Here is a 12,544-nt window from a genome sequence, read left to right as displayed (position 1 = left end):
CATCGCTAGACCTTAAAGAGTAGTAGTATCATCAGCCACCCGCAATCGCATCCATAAATAAAATTGAACCCCCAAAATGATGGAGGCGATTACCAAATGCACCGCTTGTGATCCAAACGGGAAATCCATATAGTTCATGAAAACACCGCTTACAATTGTAATCAGTATCAAAAGTCCAAGGATCAGATAGGTAGATTTCGGATGTTTGAAATGGGTAATGGCTTTGTATATAAACCACGCATTTAACACCAAGAGTACCAAGGAAAAACTACGATGTATATAAAAAACCAATGGGCCATTATTTTCCAGCCAATAAGACTGTAAAGGGTAACCCCATAGGTCGATTTGCTCGTCAATAAATTGGCGCACCTGTGTACCCAATCCGACCTGAACTAAAGTGAGCACAATTAAGACCAAAGCAAATTTAGGCATCACCGGATTGGTCTTGTACCTATAGTCTACCGGCTTTACTTTATGCAGTAGATAAACCAGCAGTCCCACGATAAGGAGGGCAAAGATCATGTGAAAGGTGATCAATGCTGGAGATAGATTGGTGTCCACTACAATTTTACCGATCACCCCTTGAACGCCCATGGCAACCACTGCTAGAAAACTGAGCAGGGTGATCTTAGGGCGTCGCCTGATGTACCGCAATGAAAACAGGAACATAAAAAATACCACAACTCCACCCAGAGCTCCGATTAATCTATTGATGTATTCGGTCCAGGTATGATAGACATTAAAAATTGCATAGTCGTGTTTGGTATAAGGCTCCCAATTGGATTCCAAATAGGTATCTGAAGAGGTAAAATCTGTGGCAGCCACCCGTAGTTCCTTATCGACGATAATAACCATACCATCCTTGTATGGGGTATTCGGCGAAAATTCAAGTTGGCTCTGTTCAGTAGGAGGAATCCAAACCCCAAAACACTTGGGCCAATCTGGACATCCCATACCACTTCCGGTCATACGTACCACGGCACCAGCGACTATGATCAGATAAATCACAATGATGCTGGCTCTGAGCCACCAGCGATAGCGTTGTTCTGTAAATTGTTTTTTTACTTTTTGGATCATCTGCTTATTTTCATTGTTGCTGACCAGAATGGCTAATATGGCGTTGTAAGGATGGACTTAAAAATTGCATCCTGAGTATTGAAGGTCGAGATGCCACTGTTTGTTCATCACAATTGTTTGATTGAAAGTCACCCCAACTTTTTCAATGCATGCGATCCCCACGTACCTCCAGCAGAGGGAGGAAGCTGGCTTCATATTCCAGCCAGTAATTCCAACGCTCCATTACTTTTTGTTCGTCAAAATAGTTTTTGGCAAGTCGTAAGAACAATTTATAATGCGCTGCTTCGGCCACCATAAATTTATGATAGAATTCCTGTAGCTCTGGATCTTCCAGTTTTTGCGAAAGCGTTTTAAACCTTTCACAACTGCGAGCCTCGATCAGGGCACAGATCAACAGCTGATCCAAAAATGCTGCCTGACGGCCCTGTCCGCTGGGTCGACCTTTCATAAGCTTTTTTACATACTCGTCCCTACGCTGAATTCCCAAGGTCATCCCGCGTTTTTTGAGTTCGTTCAAGACTTGCCTGAAATGTCCCCATTCCTCGGTCACCACCGGCGACAATTCTTCAACAATCATGGGTTTATCTGAGTGCATTTGAATGATCGAAATGATATTACTGGCTGCTTTTTGCTCACAAAAGGCATGGTCAGTTAGTATATCCTGTAAGCTCATGGCGGCCAGATCTACCCATCGCGGATCCGTGGGCAGGTTCAATCCGAGAGTTGTTTTAGAAACTTGTTTCTCCATGATACAAAGGTCGGTTACAGGGCTCATTTATAACAATTACTCAGCTAAAAATTCTTGCCCTGGTTCAGCGGAATTTTTCTTAACTTTCTAGAACTAATCTTAAACCTATTATCATGACCACTAAAGAAGTAGCAGACCAGCTTGTGGCCTATTGCCGCAACCAACAGGAGGAAAAGGCCTATCAAGAATTGTACAGTTCAAATATCACGAGCATCGAAATGTCAGAACCCATGAAAGAAGTGCATGGCATGGAAGGTCTCCAGAAAAAAGGCCAGTGGTGGGAAGAAAATTTTGAGGTGCACGGTACCAAAGTCTCTGATCCCATGGTTGCCGATAATCATTTTGCAGTGACTTTTTGGATGGATACCACCCACAAACCTAGTGGTCAACGATCTCAAATGAATGAAATAGGGGTATATCAGGTGAAGGATGGCAAAATCTGGCGAGAGCAGTTTTTTTATGATAAGGGTGAGGAGTAGGCTTTTTATAGTTGTGAGTTATTAGTTGGGCAATTCTCAAGTCATCTCCTATTACTCGATCGCAAACTTGTACAGGCTAACTGCCATTGTTCCGGAGCTTTCTCCTCTGTAAAAAACGCCTATCTTTGCAGGCCAAAAATCTGAGGATCTTATGCTTGTGGAGACTGATACTAAATCTGTTGCCTTTTATACCTTAGGCTGTAAGCTCAACTTCAGCGAGACCAGTACTATTGCACGCAGTTTTGCTCAGGAAGGATTTGACCGGGTAGAGTTTGATCAAACGGCTGATATTTATGTGATCAATACCTGTAGTGTGACTGAAAATGCAGATAAGCGTTTTAAAAGCATTGTCAAAAAAGCCCATCAACTAAATGAGGATGCGTTTGTGATCGCCGTGGGTTGTTATGCCCAACTTAAACCAGAAGAACTAGCAGCAGTGCAAGGGGTGGACCTGGTCTTAGGTGCTACCGAAAAGTTTAAAATCACCGATTACCTCAATCAGTTGTCCAAGGAGCTACCTGCCCAGATCCATTCTTGTGAGATTGACGAAGCCGATTTCTACGTGGGATCTTATTCTAACGGCGATCGTACCCGCGCTTTTTTAAAAGTGCAGGACGGATGTGATTATAAATGTACTTACTGTACCATACCATTGGCCAGAGGTATCTCGCGCAGTGATACTTTAGAAAATGTGATGGAAAATGCCCGGCAGATTTCAGAGCAAGGTATCAAGGAAATCGTACTTACAGGTGTCAATATCGGTGATTATGGAAAGGGAGAATTTGGAAATAAACGCCATCAGCATACCTTTTTGGATTTAGTGCACGCGCTGGATCGAGTGCAAGGGATTGAAAGGTTGCGCATATCTTCTATCGAACCCAATCTGTTGAAAAATGAGACCATTGATTTTGTGTCAGGGGCCAATGCTTTTGTTCCTCACTTTCATATTCCGTTGCAGGTGGGAAACAACGAATTGTTGGGTAAAATGCGTAGACGCTACAACCGCGAACTCTATACTGATCGGGTGGAAAGAATTAAGAGCACCATGCCAGATTGTTGTATAGGGGTGGATGTGATCGTAGGCTTTCCAGGAGAGACAGATGATCACTTCTTGGATACCTATAATTACTTAAGTGATTTGGATATCTCATATCTACATGTTTTTACCTATTCTGAAAGAGATAATACACCCGCAGCAACGATGGAGGGCGCTGTTCCTCTCAAAGTTCGCAAGAAGCGTTCTAAAATGTTACGCGGTTTATCGGCCAAAAAACGCCGGGCCTTTTATGAAAGTCAGCTAGGTAAACAAAAAACCGTTCTTTGGGAAGCCGAAAACAAGGAAGGTTTTATTCAGGGATTTACAGAAAATTACGTGAAAGTAAAAACATACTGGGACCCAGCATTGGTCAATACCTTACAGGATGTCACCTTGGATCGCATAGATGAAGATGGCTTGGTAAGAGTAAAAAATGTAGATTCAGCCAGTAATTAGCTTCGGACTCTTAAAAATATTTTAAACTTGCATCCGTTATCAGCATAGCGATCTTAGAATTTCTTAATGCCAAATATTAAACCTGTCTTCACGCGTTGTTCCAGTCTGTCCTGTCGCTGGTCAGGTACTTTTTACACGTTATTTGGTTTATTTCTTTTAGTTCCAGTCTTATCCGTTCAGGCGCAAATTGGCGGTGAATCCACCTATCAGTTTCTGAACTTGGTAGCAGGTACCAAACAAGCAGCATTAGGAGGTCGGGTATTAACCGCTGTGGATTACGACCCTACTTCAGGAATCTATAATCCGGCGACCATTAACCCTAAGATGGATAATCAGTTGCAGGTTAATTATGTCAATTATTTAGGCGATGTGAATTATGGTACTGCCAGTTATGCCTACACTTGGGATCGACACGTGCAGACTTTTCACGCTGGAGTTACTTATCTCAACTACGGGTCATTTGACGGCTATGATGAACAAGGCAATTCTACTGGCGAATTTGGTGGAAATGAGGTGGCTGTTTCTTTTGGTTACAGTTATAATATTCCGTGGTCGGATTTTTATGTTGGTGGTAATCTCAAATTGATTACGTCTCAATTGGAAAACTTTACTTCAACTGGAGGAGCAGTAGATCTAGGCCTACTTTACTACGATGAGGATAAAGCGATACGTGCAGCTGTGGTAGTGCGCAATTTGGGAACTCAATTTACCCCCTACAACGAGATATATGAAAAACTGCCTTTGGAAATATCGGCTGGCTTTTCCAATACCATGAAAAACTTGCCTTTGCGACTTCATGTGACGCTGGAAAATCTTCAAAAATGGAACATCGCTTTTTCTAATGATGCCAATGCGCAAACCGATTTGGACGGTAATGTAATTCCAGAAGAACCTGGTTTTTTTAATAATATATTACGTCATACAGTGTTGGGATTGGAAATTTTCCCTGAACAGGTATTTGAAGTGAGATTGGGCTATAGTTTTAGAAGGGCAGAGGAATTGCGTATACAGAATACCAGGGCATTTTCTGGCGTGAGTGCTGGTTTTTCCCTTAAAATGAATAAATTAAGGTTCAGTTATACCCACGCGAGATATACACTCGCATCTCATACCAGCCTTTTTGGGGTCAACATCAATTTGCAATAAATGAAAAACAAAATTATCATTGCCATCGACGGACACTCCAGTACGGGTAAAAGTACCGCTGCCAAACAACTGGCCGCCCATTTACATTATGTGTATGTGGATACTGGAGCGATGTATAGGGCTGTGGCTTTTTTCGCTTTAAGCGAAAATATGATCAAAGAAGATCAATTGGATCGTGTTGCACTTGTAGATCAGTTACCTTCCCTTACCATCTATTTCAAGCACAATCCCGTTACCGATCGTGCTGATGTATATCTGAATGATAAAAATATCGAAAAAGACATCCGTACCCTAGAGGTCAGTAATACCGTAAGTCAAATAGCAGCCATTTCAGAAGTTCGTGCTAAACTCGTTGAGCAACAAAAAGCCATGGGTAAGGAAAAGGGTATTGTTATGGACGGTCGGGATATAGGTAGTGTAGTATTTCCCGAGGCTGAATTAAAGATCTTTATGACTGCTGATCCAGAAGTAAGGGCACAGCGCAGATATGACGAACTCACTGGACGTGGCGATCACGTCTCTTACGATGAGGTGCTGAAAAACGTACTTGAAAGGGATCATATCGACTCAACGCGAGAGGATAGCCCACTGGTTCAATTGCCTGATGCCAAATTACTCGATACCTCACACATGAATAGGGAGGAACAATTTGAACAATTGGTTCGCTGGTCAAAGGAGGCGATTAACAAAGCTTCTGCCTAAATCTTATTTTTTTCTCCGCTCGTAGATTTCAATCCATTCTGCTGGGGTCATTTTGCCGCATAATTGTCCGATTAGATCATAAGGAATATCATCCATGCGTTTAAAGCGGATACAGCTTTTCCCCATATCCAATTTGTACTGGCTGTGCTGGCTATAGGCTTGGACAAACCAATCGTGCAAGTCTGCGTTGGCATATATCCCAGAATGATAGAGGGCGATATAATTTTTTTGGGAAGCGAGATTGATAAAAGGTAGTGGAGTCCACTCTTTTCCTACATGGTACCCAGGTTCGTATATTTTTTTTGGCACATAATAGCCCAGCATCCCATAAAGCATTCCCTCTTCAAATCCGTCTGGTAGGTGATCCAGGATTTGTTGGCGAATTTTTTTAATAGGTTCCCGTCGGTCTGAAGGAAGCTCTTCCAGATAAGCTTTGGGTGTGTTTGCTTTACTATTCATGGCTTTTCGTAAAACCTCTAAAATAGATAATTTAAAAAACCTCGCAGCTCCTGGCCATACCTTTGGCTTTTAGGTCGGTCAGGCTTTGTTGCCGCGAGGTTTCCACCCCCAAACTTAATTTTGTTGTAAATAGGACATATTGTTTACTGTGGTAGCTGCATAGGCTTCCACCAATCTAACAAACTCCGCACGGTAGCCGTCCTCGTCCTTTCCTCGACCTGCTTTAGCTAATTGGACAATATCTTCTAATGTTGCTCCATTACTAAAGTCACTGCGTCTCAATTGCATTCCAAACAGGGCCACCGCAGCGGCAAACTGCATGTCAGTTCCAGCTTTGGTCAACTCATTTTCTTGTATAGATTCTAGCAAAATACTTTGGTCTCCATCTGGTTTTTTATACCTCAATTTCACGGTGAACAACTCGTCATCAAAAGCATGGGCAAATTGGGTGTTGGTGTATTTTAAATTGGTTAATGCTTTGAGGTGTTCGCTTTGACTTCCAGTAGGTATAATCTCATATAGTGCGGTTACGGTATGTCCGGCCCCTAGTTCCCCTGCATCTTTGGTATCATCCACAAAGTCTTCTGTGGCAAGCAATCTGTTTTCGTAGCCGATAAGCCGGTAGGCCTGTACGTTTTTAGGATTGAATTCCACTTGTAGTTTGACATCCTTGGCAATGGTGTATAAGCTACCGCCGTATTCTTGGCCAAACACCTTACGTGCTTCCTGCATATTGTCGATATAAGAATGGTTCCCGTTGCCTTTATCGGCCAAAATCTCAAGTTTGGCATCTTTGTAATTCCCGTAACCCATTCCCAAAACAGAAAGAAAAACCCCAGTTTTCCTTTTTTCTACAATCATTTCTTCCATGGCATTATCGCTAGATGCACCAACATTAAAGTCACCATCGGTGGCAAGAATTACCCTGTTATTTCCTTCTTTGATGAAATGCTTTTGGGCGATATCATAGGCGAGTTCGATACCTTCACCACCTGCGGTGGAACCTCCGGCTTTCAAGCTGTTCAATGCTTCCAAAATCTTCTGTTTATTATTTCCAGAGGTAGGTTCCAGTACAAGCCCAGCAGCACCTGCATAAACAACGATGGACACTTTGTCTTCTGGGCGTAATTTTTGAACCAGGAGATGGAAAGCAGATTGCAATAAAGGAAGCTTATTGGGCGAAGACATAGATCCAGAAACATCGATAAGAAAAGTCAGGTGGGATGGCGGCAAATCCTTTTCTTCATAAATTTTCCCCTGTAATCCGATCTTAACCAATTGGGTATCCTCGTTCCATGGGGTTTGTGTAAGTTCGGTGTGGACTGCAAAAGGATGCTCATCTGTAGGTTGATCGTAGTCGTAAGTGAAGTAATTGATCATTTCTTCAATTTTCACTGCATCTGGATGAACTTGTTGGCCTTGATTGATCATTCTGCGCACATTGGCATAAGAGGCCTTGTCCACATCAATAGAAAAAGTGCTGAGCGGAGCAGTATAGGTTTGTTCAAATTTGTTTTCCTCAATTTCCTTATAGGATTCATTGTGAAAAAGATCTTTGATTTGGTGCAATAGCTTATCAGCTTTTTTCAATTTTTTGCGACCTTGTGTATTGACTAAGATGACACCGTTGGATCCACGATTCCCGTAAATGGCTGTTGCAGCGGCATCTTTTAAAATTTTTACCTCAGAAACTTTATCGGCATTTATCTGGCTTAAATCATCCCTGCTGGCTATATAACCATTGATGACAATCAACGGACTATTATTACTTCTTATGGAGGCTTGTCCTCTAACTGATATGCTAGAATTTGCGCCGGGCTGGCCGCTTGCAGTGGTGATTTGAATTCCTGTTGTCTGACCAGACAACCTCTGAATAACAGACCTATTTGGCCTAGAAGATATAGTTTCTGATGACACCTTTAAGGCAGCTTTTGTTCTGGTACGGTAACCAGTAATCACCACCTGATCTAGACTGCTGGTTAATTGTACGTTTATTTCACGCTGATTTCCTACCAGTACTTCCTGACTGTCATAGCCAGAAAAGCTGAATATAAGGCTATCCTCTATACTGGCTTGAATGGTGTATTTTCCGTCATAATCGGTGGTAGTTGCTTTTTTGGTGCCTTTTACAACAACCGTTGCACCGAATAGCGGACCATCGGCATCGCTGACGGTTCCCGTAATAGTTTGTTGTGCCATTGTCAGATTTGTGAGGCAGATGACAATAAAAATCATAAAATTTTTCATTGGAGGTGTTTTTTAATTCAGGTCTAAATTATTTCCAATGCTAGATTTTAAAAAGCGAGAATGAGTCAAACGACCTTTTGAATGAGTGAGCTGAATATCCTGCCTCAAGCTTTTTGATATTCGCTTTCGCGAAAGCGAAACACTCACAAGCATTTATGCCAGAACAGTTGTAGGATATCTAAAAAAAAGAATGTATTTTTGCACTCCCAAATCGAGAACAAGGAAACCGGTTGGGAATCAAAAAGTTATAAAAATATCTTCTAGAGGTGTTCTGTCAGTTTCCGCCATCCTCTGGAATACAAATTTTAATCAGCAACAACATGGCTGAAGAAACAACAAAACAAGAACTTGAGGCAGCACAAGAAGGTGTGACCGAAACACAAGTTCAAGAACGAGTAGAGAAAGCATCTGCCTCAACAACTACTTCTCCGCAACAGGAAGATCCTGAAGCATTCCTAGACTCTTTTGACTGGGAGCGTTACAGCGAAGGAATTGAAAAGGTAGATGAAGAGCAACTTCAAAAATTTGAAAAACTGGTTGCCGAAAACTTTGTTGACACTATTGACAACGATGTAATCGAGGGAACTGTAATCAAAATGACTGATCGTGATGCCATCATTGACATCAATGCCAAGTCTGAAGGTGTGATTTCTCTAAACGAGTTCCGTTACAACCCACATTTGAAAGAAGGTGATAAGGTTGAGGTGCTCGTAGATGTGCGTGAAGATGCGACAGGACAATTGGTCCTTTCTCACCGTAAAGCACGTTTGATCAAAGCATGGGAGCGTGTGAACAATGCACACGATACCGGCGAGATCGTTAACGGTTATGTAAAATGTCGTACCAAAGGTGGTATGATCGTAGATGTATTTGGTATAGAAGCTTTCCTTCCTGGTTCGCAGATCGACGTCAAGCCTATCCGTGATTACGACCAGTATGTAGATAAAACTATGGAATTCAAAGTGGTGAAAATTAACCACGAATTCAAAAACGTAGTTGTTTCCCACAAAGCACTTATCGAAGCAGATATCGAAGAGCAAAAGAAGGAAATTATCTCTCGTTTGGAAAAAGGACAGGTATTGGAAGGTGTCGTAAAGAATATTACTTCTTACGGTGTGTTTGTTGACCTTGGAGGTGTTGACGGACTTGTACACATCACTGATCTTTCTTGGTCTCGTATCAATCATCCGAATGAGGTGGTAGAGCTAGACCAGACCCTAAACGTGGTTATCCTTGACTTTGATGAGGACAAGTCACGTATCCAACTTGGTTTGAAGCAGCTTGAAGCTCACCCATGGGAAGCTTTGTCTGACAAAATCAAGCCAGGAGACCGTGTGAAAGGTAAAGTAGTAGTCATCGCCGACTATGGTGCGTTTGTAGAAGTAGAAGAAGGAGTAGAAGGTCTGGTACACGTATCTGAAATGTCATGGTCTACGCACTTGAGAAGTGCTGGTGACTTTGTCAAGGTAGGAGACGAGATCGAGGCTGAGGTATTGACCATCGATAGAGAAGATCGCAAGATGTCTCTTGGTATGAAGCAATTGAATCCTGATCCTTGGACTGATATTACTAGTAAGTACCCAGTTGGTTCACGTCACAAAGGTACCGTGAGAAACTTCACTAACTTTGGTGTGTTTGTAGAATTGGAAGAAGGAGTAGACGGATTGATCTACATTTCTGACCTTTCCTGGACTAAGAAAGTGAAGCACCCAAGCGAATTCTGTGCTGTAGGAGATACCCTGGAGGTAGTAGTATTGGAGCTTGATGTTGAAGGACGCAAATTGTCTCTAGGCCACAAGCAAACTATGCCAAACCCATGGGATAAGTATGAGGACGAATTTGGAATGGGTACCAAACATGAGGTAGAAATTACCGAAATGGTGGACAAAGGTGCAGTAGTTAACTTCAACGAAGATATCTCTGTATTCATCCCATCTCGTCACTTGGAAAAAGAAGATGGATCTAAATTGAAGAAAGGTGATAAGGCAGAAATCCAAATCATCGAGTTCAATAAAGAATTCAAGAGAGTCGTAGGTTCTCACATGGTTCTTCACAAGGAAGAAGAAGCCAAGAACGTACAGCAGGCGGCTGCCAAAGCGCAGGAAGAATCCAAGCCTACCTTGGGTGATGCCAATGCCAAACTGCAGGCCCTTAAAGATAGAATGGAAGGTAAATAATCATTGCCTTTTAATTAACCAAAATCCCTTACCCTGCGGTAGGGGATTTTTTTTGTTCTCTATTGAGAGCCAGGCCTAGTATGCGGTCTCAACTAATCCACATCGAATGCGATCAAAAAAGTACGGTGGTCATGAGGCAAAATATGTATCTTTGTCCCAATCAGCAGTCCTTAATGAGTCAAAAGTTACTTCTCGACGCCACCGCCCTGCATTTGATCCTGAACAGGCTGGCCTGCCAGTTGATTGAAAATCACGATAGTTTTGAAAATACTGCTCTGATCGGTCTTCAACCCAGAGGGAGTTATCTTTTGAAACGTTTGGAACAGTTGCTTACCCAAGAATACAAAATCAAGAATTTGCAAACAGGATTGTTGGATATTACCTTTTACAGGGATGATTTCAGGCGCAACGACGAACCTTTAAAAGCCAATTCGACCGAAATTGATTTTCTGGTAGAAAATAAAAAGGTGGTGATTGTTGATGACGTGCTTTATACTGGTCGCAGTATAAGAGCGGCATTGACGGCTCTTCAGTCTTTTGGCCGACCTCAGAGTATAGAATTACTCACCTTGATCGATAGACGTTTTTCAAGGCACCTTCCCATTCAGCCCGATTACAACGGCCGACAGGTAGATGCGATCAACAACCAAAAAGTAAAGGTAATGTGGCAAGAGAATACGGGAGAGGATGCCGTATATCTGCTTAAAAATGACAACGCATGAGTGAGTTGAGTGTCGATAATGTTTTGGGGATCAAATATCTCACTCCAGAAGATATACAGCTGATTCACCGCACAGCCGACCAGTTCAAAGAGGTGATCAATCGCCCCATCAAAAAAGTTCCTAGCCTAAGGGATATAACGATTGCCAATTTATTTTTTGAAAATTCTACCCGAACCAAACTTTCTTTTGAGTTGGCCGAAAAAAGACTCAGCGCCGACGTGATCAATTTTAGCGCTGCTCAGAGTTCGGTGAAGAAAGGGGAAACGCTGGTAGATACGGTGAACAATATTCTCGCCATGAAGGTGGACCTGGTTGTCATGCGACATCCCAACCCTGGTGCAGGAGTTTTTCTTTCAAAGCACGTCAATGCCCGTATCGTCAACGCGGGTGATGGCGCTCATGAACATCCGACTCAAGCTTTGCTCGACGCATATTCTATTAGAGAAAAGCTGGGAGATCTCAGCGGTAAAAAAGTAGTGATCGTTGGAGATATATTGCACAGTCGGGTAGCCTTAAGCAACATCTACTGCCTGCAAAAACTAGGTGCTGAGGTGATGGTTTGTGGGCCAGCCACCCTTTTGCCCAAACACATCGCTTCACTAGGGGTCAAGGTGGAGCTCAACTTGAGAAAAGCACTGGAATGGTGCGATGTCGCTAATATGTTGCGGGTACAGAATGAGCGTATGGATATTTCTTATTTCCCCAGTGTGCGGGAATACGTTCAACAATACGGTGTGAATCGTGAGTTGTTGGACAGTTTGGATAAAGAGATCGTCATCATGCATCCAGGTCCGATCAATCGCGGTGTAGAAATCACCAGTGATGTGGCAGACTCAGACCAAGCCATTATTTTGAACCAGGTCGAAAATGGTGTGGCCATACGTATGGCCGTACTCTACCTGGTCGCTGCAAAAATCAGACGTAATGATCAGTAAAAAACACGATAAATACATTTTGCTCAAAGATGAGCACAACGATATAGAAAAGTTCGCCCCTTTTCTCGAGGGCATTTTTAAACAATTTGAAGGAGAAAATATCATCGTCGACTTGTTACAGTACAAGGAGGCTAGCCTGATGCAACTGGTTAATTTTTTGGAATTAAGCAACCAGCACCGCGCCACCAGGCAATCATTTGTATTGGTTAACGATGCTTTGTCCCCAGATGATATTCCAGAAGAACTCATGGTAGTGCCAACACTTCAGGAAGCCGAAGATGTCATTGAAATGGAAGAGATCGAACGAGATCTGGGCTTTTAGAACACATCCTTTCTCTTTTTATTGGGAAAGTTCGGTTC

Annotated in this window: 12 protein-coding genes; 8 read left to right on the top strand and 4 right to left on the bottom strand. The window is 42.5% G+C overall.

What is annotated here, in order from left to right:
- Positions 1–12 precede the first annotated feature (12 nt).
- Both EGM47_RS10315 and miaE read right to left on the bottom strand, forming a co-directional pair.
- A complete protein-coding gene (locus EGM47_RS10315; RefSeq protein WP_124980729.1) occupies positions 13–1,077 on the bottom strand; it encodes a COX15/CtaA family protein in 1,065 nt (354 codons plus the stop codon).
- A gap of 142 nt (positions 1,078–1,219) precedes the next feature.
- On the bottom strand, positions 1,220–1,825 hold the full coding sequence (gene miaE, locus EGM47_RS10310; protein ID WP_124980852.1) for a tRNA-(ms[2]io[6]A)-hydroxylase: 606 nt from the start codon (positions 1,823–1,825) through the stop codon (positions 1,220–1,222).
- 113 nt (positions 1,826–1,938) lie between these two features.
- Here miaE and EGM47_RS10305 point away from each other — a divergent pair, with 113 nt between their 5' ends.
- The 4 genes from EGM47_RS10305 (at position 1,939) to cmk (ending at position 5,644) form a co-directional block, all read left to right on the top strand.
- On the top strand, positions 1,939–2,304 hold the full coding sequence (locus EGM47_RS10305) for a nuclear transport factor 2 family protein (protein ID WP_124980728.1): 366 nt from the start codon (positions 1,939–1,941) through the stop codon (positions 2,302–2,304).
- 151 nt (positions 2,305–2,455) lie between these two features.
- Positions 2,456–3,796, top strand: a complete 1,341-nt coding sequence (gene mtaB, locus EGM47_RS10300; RefSeq protein WP_124980727.1) for a tRNA (N(6)-L-threonylcarbamoyladenosine(37)-C(2))-methylthiotransferase MtaB — start codon at positions 2,456–2,458, stop codon at positions 3,794–3,796.
- Positions 3,797–3,862: 66 nt separating this feature from the next.
- Positions 3,863–4,942 carry a type IX secretion system protein PorQ gene (gene porQ / locus EGM47_RS10295; RefSeq protein WP_124980726.1) on the top strand — a complete coding sequence of 360 codons (1,080 nt, stop codon included), beginning with the start codon at positions 3,863–3,865 and terminating at the stop codon, positions 4,940–4,942.
- A complete protein-coding gene (gene cmk / locus EGM47_RS10290; RefSeq protein ID WP_124980725.1) occupies positions 4,943–5,644 on the top strand; it encodes a (d)CMP kinase in 702 nt (233 codons plus the stop codon).
- 3 nt (positions 5,645–5,647) lie between these two features.
- Here cmk and EGM47_RS10285 read toward each other — a convergent pair whose 3' ends face one another.
- A complete protein-coding gene (locus EGM47_RS10285) occupies positions 5,648–6,103 on the bottom strand; it encodes a DUF1801 domain-containing protein (protein ID WP_124980724.1) in 456 nt (151 codons plus the stop codon).
- 114 nt (positions 6,104–6,217) lie between these two features.
- The gene (locus EGM47_RS10280) at positions 6,218–8,350 is read right to left on the bottom strand and encodes a vWA domain-containing protein (protein WP_124980723.1); all 2,133 of its coding nucleotides are present in this window, start codon (positions 8,348–8,350) and stop codon (positions 6,218–6,220) included.
- Between the two features lie 320 nt (positions 8,351–8,670).
- Here EGM47_RS10280 and rpsA point away from each other — a divergent pair, with 320 nt between their 5' ends.
- The 4 genes from rpsA to EGM47_RS10260 all read left to right on the top strand — a co-directional run bounded on the left by rpsA (position 8,671) and on the right by EGM47_RS10260 (position 12,506).
- Positions 8,671–10,527 carry a 30S ribosomal protein S1 gene (gene rpsA, locus EGM47_RS10275; RefSeq protein WP_124980722.1) on the top strand — a complete coding sequence of 619 codons (1,857 nt, stop codon included), beginning with the start codon at positions 8,671–8,673 and terminating at the stop codon, positions 10,525–10,527.
- Positions 10,528–10,700: 173 nt separating this feature from the next.
- A complete protein-coding gene (pyrR, locus tag EGM47_RS10270; RefSeq protein ID WP_124980721.1) occupies positions 10,701–11,249 on the top strand; it encodes a bifunctional pyr operon transcriptional regulator/uracil phosphoribosyltransferase PyrR in 549 nt (182 codons plus the stop codon).
- Positions 11,246–12,184, top strand: coding sequence for an aspartate carbamoyltransferase catalytic subunit (locus EGM47_RS10265; RefSeq protein ID WP_124980720.1), 939 nt, complete (start codon positions 11,246–11,248; stop codon positions 12,182–12,184). The genes pyrR and EGM47_RS10265 overlap by 4 nt, the downstream gene beginning before the upstream one ends.
- Entirely contained in the window at positions 12,174–12,506 is a 333-nt protein-coding gene (locus EGM47_RS10260) for a ribonuclease Z (RefSeq protein WP_124980719.1), read from the top strand. The genes EGM47_RS10265 and EGM47_RS10260 overlap by 11 nt, the downstream gene beginning before the upstream one ends.
- The last annotated feature ends 38 nt before the right edge of the window (positions 12,507–12,544 follow it).

The sequence above is a fragment of the Nonlabens xiamenensis genome (genome assembly GCF_003865345.1).
In the GTDB taxonomy this organism is placed as follows: domain Bacteria; phylum Bacteroidota; class Bacteroidia; order Flavobacteriales; family Flavobacteriaceae; genus Nonlabens; species Nonlabens xiamenensis.
The sequence above is the reverse complement of the archived record's forward strand: the minus strand, read 5'-3'. Positions and strand labels throughout refer to the sequence as shown.

Coding starts and splice junctions, on each gene's coding strand:
- cmk (WP_124980725.1), top strand. CDS start 4,943: ATGAAAAACAAAATTATCATTGCCATCGACGGACACTCCAGTACGGGT.
- rpsA (WP_124980722.1), top strand. CDS start 8,671: ATGGCTGAAGAAACAACAAAACAAGAACTTGAGGCAGCACAAGAAGGT.
- pyrR (WP_124980721.1), top strand. CDS start 10,701: ATGAGTCAAAAGTTACTTCTCGACGCCACCGCCCTGCATTTGATCCTG.
- EGM47_RS10260 (WP_124980719.1), top strand. CDS start 12,174: ATGATCAGTAAAAAACACGATAAATACATTTTGCTCAAAGATGAGCAC.
- EGM47_RS10315 (WP_124980729.1), bottom strand. CDS start 1,077: ATGATCCAAAAAGTAAAAAAACAATTTACAGAACAACGCTATCGCTGG.
- EGM47_RS10265 (WP_124980720.1), top strand. CDS start 11,246: ATGAGTGAGTTGAGTGTCGATAATGTTTTGGGGATCAAATATCTCACT.
- porQ (WP_124980726.1), top strand. CDS start 3,863: ATGCCAAATATTAAACCTGTCTTCACGCGTTGTTCCAGTCTGTCCTGT.
- EGM47_RS10280 (WP_124980723.1), bottom strand. CDS start 8,350: ATGAAAAATTTTATGATTTTTATTGTCATCTGCCTCACAAATCTGACA.
- mtaB (WP_124980727.1), top strand. CDS start 2,456: ATGCTTGTGGAGACTGATACTAAATCTGTTGCCTTTTATACCTTAGGC.
- EGM47_RS10305 (WP_124980728.1), top strand. CDS start 1,939: ATGACCACTAAAGAAGTAGCAGACCAGCTTGTGGCCTATTGCCGCAAC.
- EGM47_RS10285 (WP_124980724.1), bottom strand. CDS start 6,103: ATGAATAGTAAAGCAAACACACCCAAAGCTTATCTGGAAGAGCTTCCT.
- miaE (WP_124980852.1), bottom strand. CDS start 1,825: ATGGAGAAACAAGTTTCTAAAACAACTCTCGGATTGAACCTGCCCACG.